Annotated in this window: 17 protein-coding genes; 8 read left to right on the plus strand and 9 right to left on the minus strand. The window is 74.1% G+C overall.

Annotated elements, in window-relative coordinates; translation table 11 throughout:
- Nucleotides 1–660, plus strand: a 660-nt coding sequence (locus ACGF3I_RS28585) for an RICIN domain-containing protein (RefSeq protein ID WP_393136935.1), incomplete at its 5' end; no start/stop codon positions are given.
- Nucleotides 661–1329: 669 nt separating this feature from the next.
- Here the strand turns inward: ACGF3I_RS28585 and ACGF3I_RS28590 are convergent.
- The 7 genes from ACGF3I_RS28590 to ACGF3I_RS28620 form a co-directional block, all read right to left on the minus strand.
- Nucleotides 1330–3360 carry an AAA family ATPase gene (locus tag ACGF3I_RS28590; protein WP_393136937.1) on the minus strand — a complete coding sequence of 677 codons (2031 nt, stop codon included), beginning with the start codon at nt 3358–3360 and terminating at the stop codon, nt 1330–1332.
- Nucleotides 3357–4163 carry a DUF4255 domain-containing protein gene (locus ACGF3I_RS28595; protein WP_393136939.1) on the minus strand — a complete coding sequence of 269 codons (807 nt, stop codon included), beginning with the start codon at nt 4161–4163 and terminating at the stop codon, nt 3357–3359. The genes ACGF3I_RS28590 and ACGF3I_RS28595 overlap by 4 nt, the downstream gene beginning before the upstream one ends.
- A 107-nt stretch (nt 4164–4270) precedes the next feature.
- Nucleotides 4271–4948, minus strand: coding sequence for a LuxR C-terminal-related transcriptional regulator (locus tag ACGF3I_RS28600; RefSeq protein ID WP_393136941.1), 678 nt, complete (start codon nt 4946–4948; stop codon nt 4271–4273).
- Nucleotides 4949–5215: 267 nt separating this feature from the next.
- A complete protein-coding gene (locus ACGF3I_RS28605) occupies nt 5216–6640 on the minus strand; it encodes a VWA domain-containing protein (protein ID WP_393136943.1) in 1425 nt (474 codons plus the stop codon).
- A gap of 186 nt (nt 6641–6826) precedes the next feature.
- Nucleotides 6827–7798 (minus strand): hypothetical protein, encoded by a 972-nt coding sequence (locus ACGF3I_RS28610; RefSeq protein WP_393136945.1) that lies wholly within the window; start codon nt 7796–7798, stop codon nt 6827–6829.
- A gap of 13 nt (nt 7799–7811) precedes the next feature.
- Nucleotides 7812–9299, minus strand: coding sequence for an APC family permease (locus ACGF3I_RS28615; RefSeq protein ID WP_393136947.1), 1488 nt, complete (start codon nt 9297–9299; stop codon nt 7812–7814).
- 103 nt (nt 9300–9402) lie between these two features.
- Entirely contained in the window at nt 9403–10350 is a 948-nt protein-coding gene (locus tag ACGF3I_RS28620) for a LysR family transcriptional regulator (RefSeq protein WP_393136949.1), read from the minus strand.
- Between the two features lie 243 nt (nt 10351–10593).
- On the opposite strand from ACGF3I_RS28620, the gene snpA reads away from it, so the two are divergent.
- Nucleotides 10594–11250 (plus strand): snapalysin, encoded by a 657-nt coding sequence (snpA, locus tag ACGF3I_RS28625; protein ID WP_393136951.1) that lies wholly within the window; start codon nt 10594–10596, stop codon nt 11248–11250.
- A gap of 1315 nt (nt 11251–12565) precedes the next feature.
- Here snpA and ACGF3I_RS28630 read toward each other — a convergent pair.
- Complete coding sequence (locus tag ACGF3I_RS28630; RefSeq protein ID WP_393136953.1) at nt 12566–13465, minus strand: hypothetical protein; 900 nt, start codon at nt 13463–13465, stop codon at nt 12566–12568.
- Nucleotides 13466–13857: 392 nt separating this feature from the next.
- On the opposite strand from ACGF3I_RS28630, the gene ACGF3I_RS28635 reads away from it, so the two are divergent.
- From ACGF3I_RS28635 to ACGF3I_RS28645, 3 genes are all read left to right on the plus strand, one after another.
- Nucleotides 13858–14640 (plus strand): S1 family peptidase, encoded by a 783-nt coding sequence (locus ACGF3I_RS28635; RefSeq protein WP_393136955.1) that lies wholly within the window; start codon nt 13858–13860, stop codon nt 14638–14640.
- Nucleotides 14641–14724: 84 nt separating this feature from the next.
- Nucleotides 14725–15378, plus strand: coding sequence for a response regulator (locus tag ACGF3I_RS28640; RefSeq protein WP_393136957.1), 654 nt, complete (start codon nt 14725–14727; stop codon nt 15376–15378).
- Between the two features lie 139 nt (nt 15379–15517).
- Nucleotides 15518–16663, plus strand: coding sequence for a sensor histidine kinase (locus ACGF3I_RS28645; RefSeq protein ID WP_393136959.1), 1146 nt, complete (start codon nt 15518–15520; stop codon nt 16661–16663).
- A gap of 43 nt (nt 16664–16706) precedes the next feature.
- Here the strand turns inward: ACGF3I_RS28645 and ACGF3I_RS28650 are convergent, their stop codons facing one another.
- A complete protein-coding gene (locus tag ACGF3I_RS28650) occupies nt 16707–18497 on the minus strand; it encodes a beta-galactosidase family protein (protein WP_393136961.1) in 1791 nt (596 codons plus the stop codon).
- 127 nt (nt 18498–18624) lie between these two features.
- Between ACGF3I_RS28650 and ACGF3I_RS28655 the strand changes: the two genes are divergently transcribed.
- The 3 genes from ACGF3I_RS28655 (at nt 18625) to pepN (ending at nt 22457) form a co-directional block, all read left to right on the plus strand.
- Nucleotides 18625–19512: a helix-turn-helix domain-containing protein gene (locus ACGF3I_RS28655; RefSeq protein ID WP_393136963.1), complete on the plus strand. Its 888-nt coding sequence runs from the start codon at nt 18625–18627 to the stop codon at nt 19510–19512.
- A gap of 5 nt (nt 19513–19517) precedes the next feature.
- A complete protein-coding gene (locus ACGF3I_RS28660) occupies nt 19518–19826 on the plus strand; it encodes a chorismate mutase (RefSeq protein ID WP_393136965.1) in 309 nt (102 codons plus the stop codon).
- A 114-nt stretch (nt 19827–19940) separates the two neighbouring features.
- A complete protein-coding gene (pepN, locus tag ACGF3I_RS28665) occupies nt 19941–22457 on the plus strand; it encodes an aminopeptidase N (RefSeq protein ID WP_393136967.1) in 2517 nt (838 codons plus the stop codon).
- The last annotated feature ends 201 nt before the right edge of the window (nt 22458–22658 follow it).

Below are 22658 nucleotides of genomic sequence, written 5' to 3' on the forward strand. Positions count from 1 at the left end.
GCGCCGGCCAAGCAGGTGCCGCTGCCGCAGGGCTCCCAGACCCCGCTGCCCGCTCCCCCGCCCAGCCCGTCCAAGGCGCCCGAGCCGCCGCCGTCGGCGCCCGCGCCCCAGCAGCCCAAGCCCAAGCCCGAAGGCGGGTCGGGGAGTTCCGGCGGCGGGGGTGGTGGCGGTGGCGGTCCGAAGAAGCCCCAGTACGACCCGACCAAGCTGGTACGCATCCAGTCCGGGCTCGGCAAGTACCTGACCACGGCGACGGACCAGAAGCCCGAGGGGCGCTACGTCTACAGCTGGGCCGAGATCAAGGACAACCCCACGTGGGACCAGTACTGGTACGTCCGGCCGCTGCCGCGCGACGAGTTCGCGTTCACCACGTCGTCCGAGCCGTGGGCCGTCGCGGACAACACCCGCGAGGGGAACCAGGTGCAGATGTGGGGGGCCTCGGGGGGTGAGCCCAGTCTCACCAACGGGCAGATGACCAGCAACCAGAAGTGGTCGATTCAGCCGATCGAGGGGGGTGAGGGGTTTGTGAAGCTGGTCAGCAAGGACGGGGGGTGGTGTCTGTCCGACCTCTCGCCCAATGACAAGGTCATGCAGGTGGCGGAGGTGCGGCCCTGCGGGGCGCTGCCCACCGAACAGCAACGCTGGCGCATCGTCCCGTAGCCCAGGGGCTCCGCCCCTCGAACCCCGGGGGTTTGCCCACCCGCCCGCCCGTGCAGCGGGTTGTAGAGGCTGAGCTCCCGGGGCTCCGCCCCAGACCCCGAGGGGTTTGCCCACCCGCCCGCCCGTACAGGGGGTCGGATAGGCCCGGCCCCTGGGGCTGCGCCCCAGACCCCCCGAGGGGCTCCGCCCCAGACCCCGAGGGGTTTGCCCACCCGCCCGCCCGTGCAGGGGGTTGAAGGGTGCCTGGCCCTGGGGCTGCGCCCCAGACCCCCTGAGGGGCTCCGCCCCTCGAACCCCGGCGGGGGCTCCGCCCCCTGCACCCCCCCATCGCGCCTGAACGGCGCTCGTCCTCAAACGCCGGACGGGCTGAGGTGCCCGGTGCTGGCCAGAACCGTGCCGCTAAGGGGCGCGGGGAACTGCGCGAGCAGCGACCACGGCCCGCAGACGGACGGGGGGTTGAGGGGCGCGGGGAACTGCGCAGACCCCGGGCACCTCCAGCCCTGCCAGGGGCGCGGGGAACTGCGCGAGGAGCGGGCACGGTCCGCAGGCAACCGGGGGGTTGAGGGGCGCGGGGAACTGCGCAGGCCCCGGGTGCCCAGCACCGCCAGGGGCGCGGGGAACTGCGCAAACCCCGGGCGCCCAGCACCCCAAGGGGCGAGGGCCCCGGGGTCAGGGGGACCACGGGGTGCCGGGGCTGGGGACCAGGCGGCCGGATTTTATGTACTCCCGGCGGGCGCCGACCCGCGCATCCCCGGCCGAAACCCCCTCCCCCCGCCCCGCCGCCAGATACCCCGCCGTCACCGCAGCGGAGCGAATCGCCCCACCCGCCAGCTCGAACTCCTTCGCCAGCACGTCGAGTTCCGCGTCCAGACCCGGCTCCTGCGGCACCCCCGCCAGGCAGCTGCGCCACAGGACGGCGCGCAGCGACTCGTCGGGGAAGGGGAAGTCGACCACCAGGTCGAGCCGGCGGGTGAAGGCCTCGTCGATGTTGGCCCGCAGGTTCGTCGTCAGGACGGCGATCCCGTCGAACGCCTCCAGCCGCTGGAGCAAGTACGCGCTCTCCAGGTTCGCGTACCGGTCGTGCGAGCTCTTCACCTCCGACCGCTTCCCGAACACCGCGTCCGCCTCGTCGAAGAGCAGCACCGAGTCCGTACGGTCCGCCTCGACGAAGATCTTCTCCAGGTTCTTCTCGGTCTCGCCCACGTACTTGTCGACCACCGACGACAGGTCCACCACGTACAGGTCGAGGCCGAGCTCCCCCGCGACCACCTCCGCCGCGAGCGTCTTGCCGGTGCCGGAGTCGCCGGCGAACAGGGCGACCACGCCGCGCCCGCGCCCGCCGCCGGTCCGCAGCCGCCACTCCCCGAGCACCCTGTCCCGGTGCCGGGCCCGGCCCGCGAGTTCGTGCAGCATGCCGAGCGGCTCCTCGGGCAGCACCAGATCAGCGAAGCCGACGGCCGGACGCACCCGGCGGGCGTGCCGGTCGAGCAGGGGGGCCGACAGGAGCCGCGCGCTCTGCTGGACGTGTCCGAGCCCCACCGGCACCCCCTCGAACCCCGCCAGGGCGAGCGCTCCCCGCGCGGCCCGCCGCACCTGTCCGGCGCCGAGCCGGTAGGGGCCGACCGCCTCGGCCAAGTCGCCCTCGTAGTGCGGGAGTTCCTCGGTCCAGGCGGTCAGCGGGTCGGTCTCGGCCGTGGTGTCCTCCAGGGCGAGCAGCGCCGCGCCCGGGGCCCAGGTGGGGTCGTACGGCGCGGTGCCGGCGAAGACCGCGGTCACGTCCGCGGTCGCCAACTCGCGCACCAGCGCGCCCGGATCATCGCTCGGCAGCTCGACCACCACCGCCGTCCCCGCACCCCGCAGGCGCGCCTCGCGCAGCAGGGCGCGGGCGGCCGTCGCGTCGGTGCGCTCGGGGCGGTGGCGCAGTACGGTCCGGCCCGCGCCGCGCAGGGCCGCGGTCACCGCGTCCGCGCCGCTGCCGGGCCGCCGCTCGCGCAGATGGACCGCGACCGGGTCCGGGGCGTGGGCGATCCGTGCCGCGAGGCCCTCGGCGGGCGCGGCGTCCGACGGGGCGAGCAACTCGACGTGTGCGTGGCGCAGTTGGCCGTCCAGCGTGTCGTCGCCCAGGAGGTGCGCCACCACGCGCTCGGGCACCCGCAGCGCGCGGCCGGGCAGCGGACGCTCCTCGTCCTCCAGGACCACCAGGCCACCGGTGATCAGCGGCGCCGCCGCGTGCAGCCGGCCGCGCGCGACCGGGTCGTACGGGCCCGAGCCCGAGAGTTCGAGGGCCAGCGCCACCGAGGCCCTGCGCCGCCCCACGTCGTCGTTGAGGTAGCCGTACAGCGGCTCGAAGCGCCGGTCCACGTCGGGGGCCAGCGCCGCCGTCAGGAGCAGGGTGTCGATCGGGCCGAGGCCGAAGTTCTGTGCCAGCTCGGTCAGTCGGTCGCCGGGAGCGGGCGTGAACGAGGCGTCCAGCGGCGCGAGTTGAGGCGTCTCCAGCGGGCCCGGGGCCGCGGCCAGGCGGGAGGCCGTCTCCGGGGCGACGTACAGGCCGCGCAGGGGGTCCTGCGCGGTCGGATCGTCGGCGGAACGTGCCTCCACCAGGGCCGCGACCGAGGTCCGCAGATGATCGAGCCGGAGCAGCAGGGCGCGGGCGGCCTGGTTCAGATCCCCCGCGGCGGAGCCGTCGAGCACCCCGCTCATCGCGCCCCGCCGTCCTGCGCACGGCGGGCGTCCGCCGAGGTGCCCGAGGTGCCCGAGGCACCCGACGTACCCGAGGCATCCGAGGCATCCGTGGCGTCCGTGGCACCGCGCGCGCCGCCGGTCCGCGTGCTGCTGCCCTGCCCGGCCCTCCCCCCGGTGCCCGGGCCCGAGGCCCCCGGTCCGCCCTGCCGGTCCGTCCGCATGAGGCGCGGCTTCGCGTCGGCGGGTACGCCGTCCCGGCCGCGCACGGTGATCACGCCCTCGGTGACCGGCGGGGCCACCGGGTAGACCGGGGTCACCGGGAACGGCGTCGTGATCACCACGTCGAGCGACGGCTTCAGCTCGCCGCCCAGCGCCGACCAGATGTCGGCCAGGGAGCGCGACTCGGCGGGCGGCACCGCCACGGTCAGCGGTATGGACACCTGGTAGGCGTCGAGCGCCTGCGGGACGTACTCCTGCGGCAGCATCTCGTGCGGCAGCAGACACGCCAACGCGCCCGACAGCAGGCGGTGTTCGTCCTCGGGCCGGGACGTCCAGGCCGTCAGGAGGTACGAGAGGCGGTACCAGCGGGGCGGCTGCCGCCTGCGCAGCACCACGCCGTTGGCGTCGCGCTCCGCGTACGAGCCGCGCTCGCGGCGGGCCACGTCCTCGCGGATGTCGTACAGATAGGCGTTGAGGGTGGGGGTGTTGCGCCGGGCCGCCCAGTCACGGGTGGGGGCCTCGAAGACGACCTCCCCCGTTCCCTCGGGCAGCGCCCCGCCGCGCAGGATGCGCCGCAGCGCCTCGTCGATTTCGTGGATCATGGAGCCAGTTTCCCGAGTTCCCGGACACGGCCGCGCAGGCGGGCGCGGCCGTGAGTGAGCGGTGCGGGCCCGCGGCGGCGCGTACGCCCGGCCGCGGGCCGGTGCGGCTAGATGTAGCCCTCGCGCAGGGCGTAGGCCACGGCGTGCGCGCGGTTGGTGAGCTGGAGGCGGGTCATGAGGGCGTGCAGGATGTTCTTGACGGTGCGCTCCGAGTAGGCCAGCTTCTCCGAGATCTGCCGGGTGTCCAGGCCCTCGGCGACGAGCCGCAGCACGTCCACCTCGCGCGGCGCCATGCCGAACAGCGGGGCGGTGGAGGAGGAACCGGCGGACGCCGAGGTGGTCTCGGAGCGCCGCAGCCGGCCGACCTGCACGAGCAGGCGGCTGATCAGGTCCGGCGGCAGCTCGCCCTCGCCGCGCGCCGCGCTGTGCACGGCCTTCAACAGGCGCTGCTCGGTGGCCTGGTGGCGCCACAGGATGGCCCGCACCCCGTACTCGACGACGGTCAGGAGGTCGGGCTCGCGCAGTTCACGGGCTATGAGCACGACGCGCTGTTCGCCGCCGCGCACCACCCGGCGCAGCTCGGCCGACGCCGTGTCGTCGACCTGGTCGACGAGCATGACGGCGACCGTGGGGTCGGCGGGGCGGCCGTCCGTCTCACGGCCCTCCCGGGTGTCGCGCAGGACTTCGACGGTCGGCTGGTGCTGAAGATGACTGATGACTCCGGCCCGGCTCAGCGGATCGGAGGCGTGAACGGTCACCGTGACACGATTCGCGAGCAATGGCATTCCCTGTCCTTTCCTTCCCCGTGCGTACCGACCGGCACAGACTGGTCGGCCCCGATCAACAGCGAATCAACAACCGTTGAATGGGCCACGGATACGGCCAAGAACAGTCGAGGTCGGCAGGAAGGGTGGGGCGGGGTGGGGCGCGGTGGTGCGGGCCGCCCGGGGCCCCGACGCCCCGGGCCGCCCGGTACCGCGACGGCCACGGGCGGGCCCGGCTCGGTGGCGGGCTCGTCGTGGCCGTCCGGGTGCCGGGGGCGGCGCCGTGCGTTACGGGCGGTACGAGCTGAGCAGGCCGCGGTAGACCTCGGCGTCGCTCAGTTCGCGCGGTGCCGGGCCCGCGTGGAAGAACCCCACGTGGCCGTGCTCGGCCTCCGCGGCCCGTGCGAAGTCGAACGCCTTCGAGTCGTCCTCGCCGAACGCCACGAACTGCCAGTACAGCGCCTTGTCCGCGACGTCGGCGAGCGCCTGGCGGGCGGGCAGCTTGGCGTCCGGGGCGCCGTCGGTCTGGAACACCACGAGCACCGGTCCCTCGTGCCCCGCCTTCTCGGCGTGCTCGGCGACCTCCTCGACGGCCCGGTGGTAGCTGGTGCGGCCCAGGCGGCCGAGCCCGGCGTGCGTCTCGTCGACGACGCCCTCGTAGGCGTCGAGCGTCAGGTCCACCGCGCCGTCGATGTCGGTCGAGAAGAACACCGTGTGCACGGTGGCCTCCTCGTCGAGGTGTGCGGCGAGCGCGAGCACCTGCTCCGCCAGGCCCTGGGCGCTGCCGTCCTTGTAGTACGGCCGCATCGACCCGGAGCGGTCGAGCACGAGGTACACCTTGGCCCGCGCCCCGGTGAGCCCCGCCTTCTTCAGCGCGGCCCCGGCCGCCTTGTACGCCCCGGCGAGCCCGGGCGCCCGGGACTTGACCTTGGCGGCGGACAGGGCGGGCTTCCCTGCGGGCGCGGGCTGCGGGGTGGGCTCGGCTTCCGCGGGCTGCGCTGGGGGGTTTGCCTCGGTGGAGGCGGGGTCGGCCTGGGCGGTCTGCGGTTCGGCCCTGGCGGTCTGCGGTTCGGGGGTCGCCTCGGTGGCGGGGGCGTCCGTCTTCTCGGGGGCTGCCGGCTTTTCGGTCGGCTGGGGGGCTTCGGTCGGCTGCGAGTCGTGGTCGCTTGTCGCGCCGTTCCCCGCGCCCCTGGCGGGGCTGGTGTTGGTCGGTGTTGCGGTCTGCGGCTCAGCCTGTGGCTCGGGGGCTGTTGGCTTTTCGGTCGGCTGCGGACCGTGCTCGCTTGTCGCGCCGTTCCCCGCGCCCCCGGCGGTGCTGGTGTCGGTCGGTGCCGCGGTCTGCGCGCCCCCGGCGGTGCTGATGTCCCCCGGTGCCGCGGTCTTCGCGCCCCCGGCGGTGCTGGTGTCGGTCGGGGATGCGGGGGTGGCGGTGGCGGCCTCTGTGCGGGGCTGGGGCACCTCGGCCGGCGTGGGCGCGGGGGCGGGGGAGTCGTCCGGGGTCGTGGCCGGGGGGCGGGGTCCGTCGAACGCCGCGGCCACCAGCTTCTCCGCGGGGGACAGACCGCGGCGCCCCGGCGCCGGGACGGACGGCGCCGGCGCCTCGACGGCCTCGGTGGCGCGTTCCGCCTGGGGCGGTACGGATGCCGCCGTCGGCTCGGCACGCTCCGTGCGATCGCGTCCGAACACCTTGCGCAGCAAGCTCCGAATGCCCATGGGCGAGGCCTTTCGCATGAGTTGGGTGCGATGAGTACCGCACTGCACCACGGTTCCGGGAGGAGACCCCTGGCCAGCGCAGACACGTAAGGTTAGCGACCCGGCGGGCCGATTCCCGGAAAGGGGCCGGGCCGAGCCCCGGGACGGCCGCCCCGCCCACCGCCCGGCACCCCACGCCCCGGGGGCTCACCCCGTCGCCGCACCCGCGCGCCAGCGCGTGATCTGCTGTGCGGGATCGCCGGTGTACACCCAGGGCACCGTGGCGACGCGTTCGCCGAGCAGCCCGACCAGGGCCGTGCCCTCCCGGGTCAGTCCGGCACTGCAGGCCGCGTGCGCGAGGTAGTTGAGCTCGGCCGCCTCCTCGGCCAGGACCGGTCCCGGCGCCCGGCCGCCGAGCCAGCGGTCGTAGGTGCGCAGCAGCTCGGTGACGGCGAGTTCGTGCGTCCAGTGCTGCCCGAAGCCCCGCACCGGCCGCCCCTTCGCGGCGTCGGCGACGTAGCGGTACTCCTCGACGCGGGCGATCTGCACCAGCACCGGCAGCGGCGAGCCGGCCGGGGCGGCGCCGGCCGCGTCGCGGGCGAAGTCGTACATGGTGCCGTGCGTGCCGTGCCAGCGGGCCGAGAAGTAGCGCAGCATCTGGACGTGCCCTTCGAGGTGGTACGGGTCGCGCCGCCGCAACTCGTCCCACCAGCCGCGCAGTTCGCGCCGCGGCACCCCGCCGTCGTACAGGCGCACCACCGTGAGCAGCGAGGCCCAGGGCATCGGGTCGGCGGGGCGGGCGTCGGCCGCGCCGAGGCAGGCCATCACGGCGACGTCCACGCGGTCGCGGTCGACCCCGGCGCCGCGTCCCGCCGCGATGGCGCCGTTGAAGACGCGGGTCACCTCGGTGGCGGCCCGCAGCACCGCCGCGTCCCCGCTGTCGGGCTCGGCGGCCCGCCAGGCCTCGACGAGCGAGGACCCGGCGGCGGCGCCCGCGAGCGCGCGGATGCGGTGGGTGCGCAGCGGCCAGTTGTCCCCGGTGGCGCGCAGCAGGTCGCGTACGCCCTGCCAGCGGCCGATGAGCAGGTCGTGGCGGGCCACGGTGAGTGCGCGGTCACCGAGGTCGGGGTCGAAACGAAGGGCCGTCCTGCGGTCGGGACGGCGTCGCAGTCCTGCCATCCGGGTGCCCCTCTCAGAAGTCGGTGGGGTGCCCGGCGTTGACATAACTGGGCCCGCGCGTCGCACTGTTGCTCTGCCCGGCGCCGGCCGCGAAGGAGCGGGCCGCGTCCAGGGGGGCGGGCCGGTAGTAGGCGCTGCCGCGGCGCCAGTACCAGAGCATGGGGATCACTCCGGCGAGCAGGCTGCCGATGCCGATCGCGATGGCCGCCGCGCTGAGCTGGGTCAGTGAGGCGCCGAAGACGCAGAACATGAAGACCGAGCCGAGCAGCGGCCACACCCCGCCGAGCAGGAACGAGGCGAGGGACTCGGTGAGCGTCCTGCGGTAGGCGACCACCGCGGCGAGACCGGCGAGCCCGTAGTACAGGGTGGTCTGGAGGCCGATCGCGGCGAGCGCGTCGGACATGATGTCCCGTACGGAGCCGAGCGCGTTGGAGGCGACGAACAGGAGCAGGGCCACCGCGCCCACGACGAGCACCGCGACCCACGGGGTGTTCCAGCGCCGGTGCACGGAGCCGAGGGCGCCCGGCATCGTCCGGTCGCGGCCCATCGCGAACAGGGAGCGGGTGACCTGGATGAGGGTGGTCTCCAGGGTGGCGATGGTGGAGAGGACCACGGCGAGCACCATGAGCTTCCCGCCGACGCCGGGCCAGATCCGGGCGCCGAGCAGAGCGAGCACATTGGTCTGGCCGGCCTCGATCTCACCGCTGGTGAGCAGGGCGTCGATGGCGACCGTGCAGGCGACGAAGAGGGCGAAGACGACGCCGACGCCGACCAGTGCGGACAGTCCCGCGGTGCGCCGGCCGTCGCGGGTCTCCTCGCTGAGGTTGCTGGTGACGTCCCAGCCCCAGTAGTAGAACGCGGCGATCAGGGTGCCGGCGGCGAACCCGGAGACCCCGGCGAAGTGGCCGAAGCCGAGCCATGCCCAGTCGAACGGCACGACCCCGCCACCCTCCCCGATGCGCACGAGCGCGCCGGCGCAGAACCCGCCGAGGATCGCCAACTCGACGCTCGATACGACCAGTTGGGCCCGGGCCGAGAGCCGGGCGCCGCCCAGGACCACGCCCAGCATCAGCAGGAACCAGCCCGCGCCGGTGGCGGTGGCCAGGGCCGTGTCGCGGGCCAGGGCGGGGTCGAAGAGGCCGAGGGTCATCTGCCCGGCGGGCAGCGAGCCGGCCACCATGAACAAGGTGGCGGCGACGACCAGGGCCCAGCCGCTGATGAAGCCGAGGAAGGGGTGCAGGGTGCGCCCCACCCAGGAGTAGGCGGCGCCCGCGTTCACGTCGATCCGGCCGAGCCGCCCGAAGGCGAGCACGATGCCGAGCATGGGTATCGCGCAGTACAGCAGGGCCGCGGGGCTCGCGAGGCCGACCGTTCCCACGAGGACGGAGGTGGTGGCGGCCAGGGAGTAGGCGGGGGCGCTTCCCGCCACCGCCATGACGACCGTGTCGAAGGTGGACAGGGCGTTGGGCTGGAGCCCGCGCCCTCCGGTGCTGTTGCTCATGCCCGTACATCCTTTGACGGCGCGACATATGGCGGTATGTCAGAAACCTCGGGCTTTGCGGCACCCCGACGACCCGAAGTGGACCGCATCGTAGCCGCCGCCGCTACGCCCGGCCGCCCCGCTCCCTCAGCCAGGCCCGGTAGGGGGGCGAGAGCGCGGCGGCCTCCCAGTACGCCGCCGCCAGGTCCGCGCCCACCCCGGCCAGTTCGCCGGCGTACGCGCCGCTGCGCACCGCGAGGAAGAGCCGCACCCCCAGCGGGTCGCCCCGCAGCGGGCGCACCACCATGTCGGCGCGGGGCAGCGAGGAGGGCTGGCACAGGGTGACCACCTCGCCGGTGGCGACCAGCCCCGCCGCGGTCAGGTAATCGCCGTGCAGGACACGGGGGTTGAGGCCCGCCGCGTTCAGGACCCGGCGCAGGCCCTCCCACTCGCCGTCCACGCTGGGGTCGATCATCCACTGGTCGGCGGCCAGGTCTGTCAGGTCCACGACCTGCTGGTGGGCCGCCGGGTGGTCCACCGCAAGGCAGACGAACTGAGGCTCGCGCTCGACGAGCGTACGGATGTCGAGGCCCGGCGGCACCCGCAGCGGGCAGCCCTCCACCTCGTGCACGAACGCCACGTCCAGTTCGCCGTCCGCGACCCGGCGCAGCAGCGCGCTGGCCGAAACCGCCACCTGCAGTTCGGTCTCGGTGGCCGGAAGGCGCTCCCGCAGCCGGCGCAGCCAGCCCGGGATCGCGCGGCTCGCGGTGGAGCCGATGCGCAGCCGGCCGCCCTGTGCCGCGCGGGCCGCCGCGGCCCGGGTCTCGGCGACGAGCGTGCCGAGCGAGGCGAGCAGGGGGCGGGCCCGGCCGACCACGTTCTGGCCCAGTGCCGTGGGCACGCAGCCGGTCCGCTCCCGCGAGAAGAGCCGCCCGCCCAACATGTTTTCGATGCGCCGCAGTTGGGTGGTCAGGGCCGGCTGACTGGTGCCGAGCGAGCGCGCGGCGGCGTGCAGACTGCCCGCGTCGGCGATGGCGCACAGCACCTTCAGATGTCTCACCTCCAGCTCCATGCGGCCGAGGTTAAGCCGCGGCCACTGATCGCACCAGGTGACCAAAACCACTCTGATACGCGGGAGTTATCGCAGATCGACATCATTCCCGTACGGCGCCGTGGCCTCCAGAATCACCAATCACCGGGACGAGGCCGCACGGCTTCCTCCCGTCATCAGCAGCGTGACCGATCAGTGAACACCCCCACCCGTGTGCGGCCCACCCAGCCGGGCGCGGATCCCCCCAACGATTGGTAACCCCCCATGAGACACCCCCGTACCTTCGCCGTGACCGCTGCCCTGGGCCTGGCCCTCGCCGGGTTCGGCGCGATCCCCGCCACCGCCGCCACCCCCACCGCCGCCACCTCGGCCGCGCCCACCGCGCACTACACCGCCGCGGGCAAGCACACCGCCGCCAACGACCGGGCGTTCTACGACGCCGTCATGAAGTCGGTCGCCAAGAAGCGCGCCGCGAACCCGCTGGCCGCCGCGGTGACCGTGTACTACAGCGCCTCGAACGCGCCCAGCTTCCGCTCCCAGATATCGCAGGCCGCGCAGATCTGGAACTCCTCGGTGCAGAACGTGCGGCTCGCCGAGAGCGGGTCGGGGGCGGACTTCTCGTACTACGAGGGCAACGACCCGCAGAACGGGTCGTACGCCTCGACCGACGGGCACGGCAACGGGTACATCTTCCTGGACTACGGCCAGAACCAGCAGTACTACTCGGTGCGGGTCGTGGCGCACGAGACCGGGCATGTGCTCGGGCTTCCCGACCACTACTCGGGGCCGTGCAGTGAGCTGATGTCGGGTGGCGGGCCGGGTACGTCGTGCCGCAACGCGTACCCGAACAGCACGGAGAAGTCCCGGGTGAACAGCCTGTGGCGCAACGGGCTGACCTCGGCGTTCAAGCCGGCCGCGTAGCGGTTTGCCCGGGGCCCGGGTTGTCCTCTGCCCGGCCCGGGCGGTCTTGTGTCCGGGTTCTGGGCGGCCTTGTGCCCGGGTTGTCCTTTGCCCGGCCCGGGCGGTCTTCTGCCCGGGTTCTGGGTTGTCCTTTGCCCGGGGCCCGGGCGGTTTTCTGTCCGGGTTCTGGGTGGCTCTCTGCTCAGGGCCGGGATGGTCCCTCGGTCGGCTGGGCCTCTGCCGAGGGGCTGGTCAGATCGGGGCCGGCCCTGAGCCGGGCTCTGGCAGCATGGGGGGATGTCGTCCAGCGCTTCTCCCCGTCGATCCTGTCCGTCCTGCGGTCGTGTGGTGGCCGTGGTGGCGGGCAGGATCGTGCGTCATGATCCGCCTACGCGGGTGCTGGGTGAGCTGACTCTGTGCCCGGGCTCCAAGATGCGGGCGCCCGCAGACCCGGGCCAGCGAACCCTGGCGGCCTTCGAGCTGCCCCCGACCCCGGGGCAGCTTCCGCTGTTCTGACCCTGGGGGGATTTGCCCACCCGCCCGCCCGTGCAGCGGGTTGGACCGGCTGAGCCCTGGGGCTGCGCCCCAGACCCGCTGAGGGGCTCCGCCCCTCGGACCCCGGCGGGTTTGCCCACCCGCCCGCCCGTGCAGGGGGTCGGATGGGCCCGGCCCCTGGGGCTGCGCCCCAGACCCCCTGAGGGGCTCCGCCCCTCGGACCCCGGGGGGTTTGCCCACCCACCCGCCCGTGACGGGGGTTGGAGGGTGCCTGGCCCTGGGGCTGCGCCCCAGACCCCCTGAGGGGCTCCGCCCCTCGGACCCCGGCGGGGGCTGCGCCCCCTGCACCCCTCTCGGGGGCTGCGCCCCCGGACCCCCCTTTCGCGCCTGAACGGCGCTCGTCCTCAAACGCCGGACGGGCTGAGGATGCCGGTGCGGGCCAGCACCAGCCCTGCCAGGGGCGCGGGGAACTGCGCGAGAAGCGACCACGGTCCGCACACGACCGCAGGACCAGGGGCGCGGGGAACTGCGCACACCCCGGGCCCCGGTCCCGCCAAGGGGCGCGGGGAACTGCGCGAGAAGCGACCACGGCCCGCACACGGACGCGGGACCAGGGGCGCGGGGAACTGCGCACACCCCGGGCCCCGGTCCCGCCAAGGGGCGCGGGGAACTGCGCGAGAAGCGTCCACGGTCCGCACACGGACGCGGGGTTAGGGGCGCGGGGAACTGCGCGCACCCTGGGCCCCCAGCACCCCCAGGGGCGCGGGGAACTGCGCGAGCTACCGGGCGCGGTCCGCACGCGAGCGGGAGGTTCAGGGGCGCGGGGAACTGCGCGTCGGGGCTACGTGTCGCAGGGCAGGACCGTGCGGCACAGGGCGCAGCGGACTCGTACCGCCCCCCGAACCCCCACCCGCACCCTCTGACAGCACACCGGACACGCGAAGCGGACCCGCAGCCCCTCGGGGCCGGACTCGAACGCGTAGGGGGCCCCGGGGTCCGCCCCGGTGCGGGCGGCGCCGTGCTCCTGGGCGTACCGGCGCTCCTTCGCATAGCGCCGCCGCCCCGCCCACCCCGCCCCCGCGAGCGGCGGCTGCCGGGCGTCCCGCCGCGAGCGGTCCGCCCCCGCCGCGTACGCCGGCTGCGCCTGCGGGCTGGTGAACCACGGCGAAGGGTCCTCGCCGAACAGCTCGGCCCGCTTGGCCAGGACGTACCCGAACTCCTCCGGCGTCAGATACCCCAGCTTCTGACTGGACACCGCGTCCTCGCGGAACGCGTCGAGCAGCAGCCACCCCGCGCCCAGATAGGTCGTCGCGGTGTCGGTGAGGATCTCGTTGTCGCGGGTCCCCGGAAATTCCAGGTCCAGACGGTGCAGCAGCACATGGGTGATCTCGTGCGCGAGCGCGGCCCCGATGTCGCGGCGGTGGTCGCGGAAGCGGTCGTTCAGCTCGATGAAGTACTCGGGCCCCGCGGCCAGTTCGACGTTCGCCGCGTGCCGCATCGCGCGGAACCCGATGATCATGCGGGCGTCCGGCAGCCGCAGGTGCTGCACCAGCGCGCGCGCCACCCGCTGGGCCCCCAGATGCAGGTCGTCGTGGTCGGCGAACGCCACGTCCGCGGGCAGCACGCTCGTCGCGTACGCCTGGAGCCCGTCGTAGGACAGGCGCCGGTGCAGCGCGGTGATGGCCGCGCGCACCGTGTCGAGGTGCGGATACCCGTGCACGACCGGACTCGACGTACCCACGCCGTCACCCCCGTCTCAGAGCCGCGGAGCCGGCCCCGTTGTCAGAGCCGCGGACCTGGTCCCGTTGTCAGAGCCGCGGACTCGGCCCCACCGGCAGAGTCACGGACCCGATCCCACTGTAGGGCGGTGGTACACCACCGCGGCAGGGCTTCGGTGCGGCTCCGCCTGGCCGGAAAGCGACCCTTGTGGGGGTGCCGGTCCCTCCTCATAATCCGGAGCACGGACCATGCATTGACGCGCCCATGACATTTCGTTGTCGGAACGTTCCACGCTTCGTGCACCCCGCCACTGCGCCGCGCCTCTGCATCCCGCCCCCGCACCCCGTCCCGCCCCGCGCCGCCGGCGCGTATGACAGCCAACCCCCCACGAGAGGCAGTCAGTTGAAGAGAATCATGCGAACCCTGCGCAGATGCCTGACCGTCACCGCCGTCCTCGCCGCCGCGCTCAGCCTGCCCGCCACCGACGCCCTCGCCTCCGCCGCCACTCCCGCCTCGCCGCACCCGGTGGTCGGCGGCACCCGGGCCGCGCAGGGCGAGTTCCCCTTCATGGTGCGGCTCTCCATGGGCTGCGGTGGCGCCCTGTACACGCAGCAGATCGTGCTCACCGCCGCCCACTGCGTCGACGGCAGCGGCAACAACACCTCCATCACCGCCACCGGGGGCGTCGTCGACCTGCAGAGTTCCAGCGCGATCAAGGTGAAGTCCACCAAGGTGCTCCAGGCCCCCGGCTACAACGGCCAGGGCAAGGACTGGGCGCTGATCAAACTGGCCAGGCCCATCAACCAGCCCACCCTCAAGATCGCCACCACCACCGCGTACAACAGCGGCACCTTCACCATCGCCGGCTGGGGTGCCCGCAGCGAGGGCGGCGGGCAGCAGCGCTACCTCTACAAGGCGACCGTGCCGTTCGTCTCCGACGCCCAGTGCCAGCAGGCGTACGGCGGCGAGCTGGTCCCGAGCGACGAGATCTGCGCCGGCTACCTCGACCGCGGCGGCGTCGACACCTGCCAGGGCGACTCCGGCGGCCCCATGTTCCGCAAGGACGACGCCGGGGCCTGGATCCAGGTCGGCATCGTCAGCTGGGGCAACGGCTGCGCCGAGCCCGGCTACCCCGGCGTCTACTCCGAGGTCTCGACCTTCGCCTCCGCCATAGCCCAGGCCGCCTCCACGCTGTAGCGCGACGGCGCCCCCTGCCCCCCCGCGGTCCGGCCGGACGCCCCGCGTTTGCGGGCGTCCGGCCAAACCTGCTCATATAGGTGCATGTCGATCACAGTGGTCATCGCGGACGACCAGGAAATGGTCCGGACCGGATTCCGCATGATCCTGGAGAGCAGGGCCGACATCGAGGTGCTGGCCGACGTCGTCGACGGACACGCCGCCCTCGAAGCCGTCGAACGCCTCAAGCCCGACGTCCTGCTCCTCGACATCCGCATGCCGGGCCTCGACGGCCTGGAAGTCACCCGCCGCCTGGCCGGCCGCGACCGCCCCCGCATCGTCATCTGCACCACCTTCGACCTCGACGAATACGTCCACGCCGCCCTGCACGGCGGCGCCAGCGGCTTCCTCCTGAAGGACGCGAGCCCCGAGATGCTCGTCGAGGCGGTACGCGCCGCGGCCGCCGGCGACTCCCTCGTCTCGCCCGCCATCACCGTGCGCCTCCTGAAGGAACTCGCCTCCGTCCGCCCACCTGACCCGGCCCGCACCCCCAGCGAACCCCTCACCGACCGCGAACGCGACGTCGTCCGCTGCCTGGCCCGGGGCGCCACCAACGCCGAGATCGCCGGTGAGCTGTACGTCTCCCTGTCCACCGTCAAGACCCACCTCGCCAACGTCCAGGCCAAACTCGGCGCCCGCAACCGCGTGGAGATCGCCGCCTGGGCGTGGGAGAGCGGACTCGCCACGAGCGCGGCGTGAGAGGCGTGTGCGTTGCGTCTGCCGTCATGACCCGCGGGGCGCATGTCATGCGCGCCGGGTGTGCCGTCGTCGGCCGCGGGTCCCGAGTGGTGCGTCCTGCGTGCGCCGTCGTCGGCCCCGCGCGCCGCCGGACGTGCCCGTGAGCCCCGTGCAACGCTGGCTGCGCCGGCATCCGCGTACGGCGGCTGCCGCACGGCCGCTGCTCGCCGCCGTCCTCGTCGCCCTCGTCACCTACGAAGGGGTGGCGCTCGCCCGTCAGCCCACCCGGCCGCACGCCATCGTGTGGTGCGCCGGCATCGTGGTGTGCCTCGCCGCCGTGCCCTGGGCGAGGATCCCGCTGGTCCCGCGCGCATGGGCGGCGGCCGTCGTCAGCTGGACCGCCACGGCCCTGCTCCTCACCGACCACCCCGAAGCCGTCTGGGGCATGGGCGAGGCCATCGCCCTCCTGGTGCTGCTCTCCTCGGTCCTGCTGTCCGCGCCCGCCCGCACCGCCGCCGTCCTCGGCCCGGTCCTCGCCCTCGCCTGCACGGCCGTTCCGGTACGCGACGCCACCCCCGGACCGTTCACCCTGCTGTTCACCGCGCTGGCCGTCGTGGTCGGCGCCTACTCGCTCCTGCTGCGCGCGCAGGCGACCCGGCGGATCCGCGACCTGGAGGCCGTACGCAGCGCCGAACGCATCGAACTCGCCCGCGAACTCCACGACTTGATCGCCCACCACGTGACCGGCATCGTGGTCCAGGCCCAGGCCGCCCGCTTCACCGCGCTCTCCGGCGAGCGCGCCGCCGAGACCTTCGCCCGCATCGAGGAGGCGGGCGGGGAGGCGCTGGGCGCGATGCGGCGGCTCGTGCGGGTGCTGCGCCAGGGCGACCCGGAGACCGAGCCGGTGGCCGGGCTCGCCCAGGTCCGCGAACTGGCCGCCCGCTTCTCCCGGGCCGGGCCCCCGGCCCTCCTGTACATCGAGCCGGGCCTGGAGGAGCGGCTGCCCGGCGACGCGGCGGCCCTGGCCCACCGGGTGGTGCGGGAATCCCTGACGAACGTACGCAAGCACGCGGCGGACGCGACGGCCGTACGCATCCAGATCCGCACGACGCCGGACGGTCTGGAGGTACGGGTCGCCGACGACGGGGCGAACGCGGCGGGGCTCGCGGAGGCGGCGCGGGGTGGGGGGTTCGGGTTGGCGGGGTTGGGGGAGCGGGTGCTGGCGATGGGGGGTGTGCTGGAAGCGGGGGCCGTGGGGGAGGGGGGTTGGGAGGTGCGGGTCCACCTCCCTCTGCCCACCCCCTAGCCCCGGGCGATCGGACCCCGTCGCCCGGGGCGGGGCGGGGTGGCTATTGCGGTCCCTCCAGCTCCAGTACCCACACCTCGTTGGCCCCGGGCCTCAGCACCGGTCCCGGCACGTACAGGCTCTGCTGGGGGCCGGTGTTCCAGTAGCGGCCCACGCAGAACCCGTTCACCCAGGCGAACCCCCGCCCCCAGCCCGGGAGTTGGAGCCAGGTGAAGGACGCGGGGTCCGGGGGCGTGCCCGGGGGCAGGTGCAGGCGTCCCCGGTGCAGGCCCGGTGAGCCGGGTGGGGGCGGGGCGGTGAAGGGGAGGCCCGCCACCGCGCCCGGTGCCGCGAGGGCGTCCAGGCGCAGGCCCCGGGCCCGTACCCCGTGCAGATACTGCCGCTCGTGCAGCACCCCGCCCGTGATGCCCTTAGGCTCCCCGCCGCGCGGACCGTAGTTGACCCGGCCCAGCGACTCCACCCACAGCTCGACCTCGACACCCCCCGGCACCGGCTCCGCCAGCGTCGCGTCCTCGGTGTCCAGCACCCCGGCGCGTACCCCGTCCACGTACACCGTCGCCACGTCCCGCAGGCCCAGCACCCCCAGGGGGTAGGGCCGGCGGGGGCCCGGCACCGCGACGCGGTAGCGGACCAGGCCCCGGTCCACGTCCAGCTCCTCGAACGTCGGCGGCACCGCCGCCTCCCGCTCCTCGCCCCCCAGCGCGTCCACGACGTCCGACAGGCAGACCCAGCCGTCGAACGCCAACCCCGGCGCCTCGGGCGTCAACTCCACTGGTGTGGCCGGGAGTTCGGGCAGTGGCTCCAGGGCCGGGTGAGCGGCCCCGGGGGGCCGGAGGGCCGCCTGTCCCTGGAACGCCGCCAGGACTTCCCTGAAGCGCCAGAACTTCTCCGTCGGCCTCCCCGCCTCGTCGATCGGCGCGTCGTAGTCGTACGACGTCGCCGTCGGCTCCAGCGTGCCCACGTGCAGCTCACCCGCACGGTTCGCACCCGACCAGCCCGCGAAGTTGGTGCCGCCGTGCGCCATGTACAGATTGACCGACGCCCCGCACTCCAGGATCTCGCGCAGGACCGCCGCCGCGTCCGCCGCGTCCCGCACCACATGGTCGGCGCCCCAGTGGTCGAACCAGCCGCACCAGAACTCCATGCACATCAGCGGGCCCGACGGCTGGTGGCGGCGCAGGACCTCGAAGGCCTCCCGCGCCCCGCTGCCGAAGTTCGCCGTGGCGAGGACGCCGGGCAGCGACCCGCCGGTCAGCATGTGGTCCTCGGGCCCGTCCGAGGTGAACAGCGGCACCCCGACGCCGCAGGAGCGCAGCAGCGCGGCCAGGTGCTCCAGATACCCCCGGTCGGTGCCGTAGCTGCCGTACTCGTTCTCCACCTGCACCATCAGGACCGGCCCGCCCCGGTCCGCGCCCCGCTCGGCGACCTGGGGGAGCAGCGTGCGGAACCAGCGGTCCACCTGCGCCAGGTACTCCGGGTCACCGGTACGCGCCCGGCGCCCCAGCGGGCCCGTCAGCCAGTGCGGCAGCCCGCCGTTCTCCCACTCGGCACAGATGTAGGGCCCGGGCCGCACGATCGCCCACAGCCCGGCCGCCCGCGCCGCGTCCAGGAACCGGCCGAGCGCCCCCACGTCCTCGTAACCGCCCGGACGCGGCTCGTGCAGGTTCCACGGCACATACGTCTCGACGCAGTTCAGGCCCATCGCCCGCAGCATCGCGAGCCGGTGCCCCCACTGCGCCTCGTGCACCCGGAAGTAGTGCAGCGCGCCCGACAGCAGCCGCACCGGGCGCCCGTCGAGCAGAAAGTCCTCGTCCCCCACGGTGAAGTCGCCCACCGGCCGCCCCGCCCATCTCTTCTCGGTCCCTGTGCCCGGCCACTCTCGCCCCTGGCGCACGGCGGGTCCATGGACAAAGATCGGCGCTGATTGGACGCAAGGGGGACGGCGCAGAACGGAAACCGGCATGTATCACACCTGGATGCGGTATTTCACCCCGAGCCCGGCCCACCACCGGCTCGGCCTGGTCTGCCTCGGCGTCGGACTCCAGCACGGCACCCTGCCCACCGTCGGACCCCGCACCCTCGACCACCACGTCGCCGTCGTCATCGGCGCCGGCTCCGGCTGGTTCCGCGGCGCCGACGGCCGCACGGTCCCCGTCACCGCCCCCGCCCTGCTCTGGCTCACCCCCGGCGTACCGCACCACTACGGGCCCGACCCCGCCACCGGCTGGGACGAGTCGTTCGTCGACTTCAGCGGGCCCGCCACCACCACCTACACCGAACTCGGCTACATCGAACCCGACCGGCCCGTCGTACCGCTCGGCGACACCGCCGGCGCCCGCGCCGCCGTCGGCCGCATCGCGAGGGCCGCCCGCCGCGGCAACCCTCTCCTGGAGGTCGAGACCGCCGCCGCCGTCCACGAACTCCTCGTCGCGCTGCGCCGCGCCCGCGCCGACGTCGCCCCCGACGGCGACCCCGTCCTCGACGCCCTGGCCCGCGACGCCTGCCGGCCGCTCACCGTCGCCGAACACGCCGCCCGGCACGGCATGAGCCCCGCCGAGCTGCGCACCGCCGTCCGCCGGTCCGCCGGATGCAGCCCCAAGGACTACCTCCTCGGCATCCGCCTGGGCCGCGCCAAGGAACTCCTGGCCGCCACCGACCTGCCCGTCGCCGCCGTCGCCCGCCGCGTCGGCTACGACGACCCCGCCTACTTCTCCCGCCTGTTCACCCGCCGGGTCGGCATCGCCCCCGTACGCTTCCGCGCACAGCAGAGCCGGGCCGTCCCCGGCGGCTGGAGCGACCGCATCCCGGATCCTGAGCACCCGCCGACCATCACCGGACACGGCACGTAAGCTCGATGACCATGACCACGATCGACCCCTCCGTGCAGGCCGAGCTGTCCCGGCTGCGCGACAGCATCGACAACATCGACGCCGCCGTCGTGCACATGCTGGCCGAACGCTTCAAATGCACCCAGCAGGTCGGCCACCTCAAGGCCGAACACCAGCTGCCCCCGGCCGACCCCTCGCGCGAAGCCGAGCAGATCGCCCGGCTGCGCCGCCTCGCCGAGAGCGCCAAACTCGACCCGGCCTTCGCGGAGAAACTGCTCACCTTCATCATCGCCGAGGTCATCCGCCACCACGAGACCATCGCCAAGTCGGCCTGACGCCCCGCCCGGGCGGGCCCGCCCCGCCCCGCGCGGACCGGCCGCCCGCGGGCCGGAGGCGAAGCGCGACAACCGGGTCGTGCCGCCCCGCCCCCTTCGGGCAGCATGGCCCCCATGTCCGTACTGACGCGCGACGAAGCGCAGACCCGAGCCCGACTCCTCGACGTACAGCGGTACGTCATCGACCTGGACCTCACCACCGGCGATGACACCTTCACCTCCCGCACCGTCATCCACTTCACCGCACACACCACCGGGGACACCTTCGTCGAGCTCAAGCCCGCGACGCTGCGCGCGGTCACCCTCGACGGCGCACCCCTGGACCCCGAGACCCTCACCGGCAACCGCCTCCCGCTGAGCCTCACCGAGGGCCCGCACGAACTGCGCGTCGACGCCGTCATGACGTACTCCCGCACCGGCGAGGGACTGCACCGCTTCACCGACCCCGCCGACGGCGAGACCTACGTCTACACCCAGCTGTTCATGGACGACATCCAGCGCGTCTTCGCCGCGTTCGACCAGCCCGACCTCAAGGCCGTCTTCGAGCTCACCGTCACCGCCCCCGACGGCTGGAGCGTCCTGGCCAACAGCCTCACCACCCACCTCGGCGACGGCCGCTGGACGGCCGCCACCACCCCCCTCATCTCCACCTACCTCGTGGCCGTCGCCGCCGGGCCCTGGCACTCGATCACCACCGAACACGCCGGCCTGCCCTTCGGCCTGCACTGCCGCCGCTCGCTCGCCCCCCACCTCGACGCCGACGCCGACGAACTGTTCGACGTGACGCGCCGGTGCTTCGACCGCTACCACGAGAAGTTCGACGAGCCCTACCCGTTCGACTCCTACGACCAGGCCTTCGTCCCCGAATTCAACGCCGGCGCCATGGAGAACCCCGGACTCGTCACCTTCCGCGACGAATTCGTCTACCGCTCCGCCGTCACCGACACCGAACGCCAGACCCGCGCCATGGTCATCGCCCACGAAATGGCCCACATGTGGTTCGGCGACCTCGTCACCCTCCAGTGGTGGGACGACATCTGGCTGAACGAGTCCTTCGCCGAATACATGGGCTACCAGACCCTCAACGAAGCCGCCCGCCAGACCCCCGGCACCCAGCCCCCCAGCTGGAGCACCACCGACACCTGGGTCAACTTCGGCGTCGCCCGCAAGTCCTGGGGCTACGACGCCGACCAGCGCCCCTCCACCCACCCCGTCGCACCCGCCCCCGACGCCGTCCCCGACACCGCCTCCGCGCTCCTCAACTTCGACGGCATCTCCTACGCCAAGGGCGCCTCCGCACTGCGCCAACTCGTCGCCTGGCTCGGCGAGAAGGACTTCCTCGCCGGCATCAACACCCACTTCGCCCGGCACAAGTTCGCCAACGCCACCCTCGCCGACTTCATCTCCTCCCTCGCCGACGCCACCGACCGCGACGTCCACACCTGGGCCCGGCAATGGCTCGGCACCACCGGCGTCGACACCCTCACCCCCACCGTCGAAGAGGCCGACGGCGCCTGGCACCTCACCATCGACCGGCACGGCGAACGCCCCCACCGCCTCACCGTCGGCGCCTACGACCGCGACCCCCACGACGAACGGGCCCTGGTCGCGCGCGAACACCTCGACCTCGACCTCCCCCAGGACGGCGGCGCCACCACCCGCCCCGGCCGCCGCCCCGCCCTCGTCGTCCTCAACGACCAGGACCTCACCTACGCCAAGGTCCGCCTCGACGCCGCCTCCACCGAGACCGCCCTGCGCTCCCTGTCCGGCATCCCCGACGCCCTCACCCGCTCCGTCCTGTGGAACACCCTGCGCGACCTGGTCCGCGACGGCGAACTCGAACCCGCCGCCTACCTGGAGACCGCCCGCGCCCACCTGTGCGAAGAGGGCGACCTCGCGATCGTGCAGGGCGTCCTCGCGTTCGCCGCCACCCACATCGCCGACCGCTACCTCACCGCCGAACGGCGTCCCGCCGCCCTCGCCCTGCTCACCGACCTCACCCGCGACCTCATCCGCCGCACCGAGGACGGCAGCAACCCGGGCCTGCGCCTGATCGCCGTACGCCACTTCATCGACGCCGCCGCACAGCCCGACACCCTGCGCGGCTGGCTGGAGGACGGCCACGTCCCCGGCGGACCCGAACTCGACCCCGAACTGCGCTGGCGCGTCCTGACCCGCCTCGCCGTGCTCGGCGCCACCGACGACACCGAGATCGCCGCCCACCTCGCCGCCGACCCCAGCGCCACCGGCGAGGAAGGCGCCGCCCGCTGCCGCGCCGCCCTGCCCGGCGCAGCCGCCAAGGAAGCCGCCTGGAACGCCCTGTTCCACGACGACACCCTGTCCAACTACCTCTTCACCGCCACCGCCCAGGGCTTCTGGCAGCCCGAACAGCACGACCTGCTCCAGCCCTACGTCGCCCGCTACTACGAGGACGCCGTCCCGCTCGCCGACCGCCGCGGCGCCACCATCGCCGAAGCCACCGGCCGCCACGCCTTCCCCACCCCGGTCGACCCCGAAGCACTGCGCCTCGGCGAAGCCGCCCTGACCCGCGAGGACCTGCTGCCCGCCCTGCGCCGCAAACTCACCGACCAGGTGGACGACCTGCGCCGCGCCCTGCACGTACGCGTCTGACCCACCCGCGCCACCCGCCACGCACGGGGCCGTACGCCGCCGCGCGGGCCCGCGCACGCCCGCCGCACGGCACGGCCTTCAGCGCCGCAGGGCACGGCGTTCAGCGCCGCACGGGCCCGGCCCGCCGCACCGGCCCGGACACGGCCCCGTACCACGCCGAACACCGCTCCCACCCGGGCGAGTTGGGGAGGGCACCCCCGC

Origin of the sequence: Streptomyces sp. NPDC048111 (assembly GCF_043202815.1) — a bacterium.
Classification (GTDB): domain Bacteria; phylum Actinomycetota; class Actinomycetes; order Streptomycetales; family Streptomycetaceae; genus Streptomyces.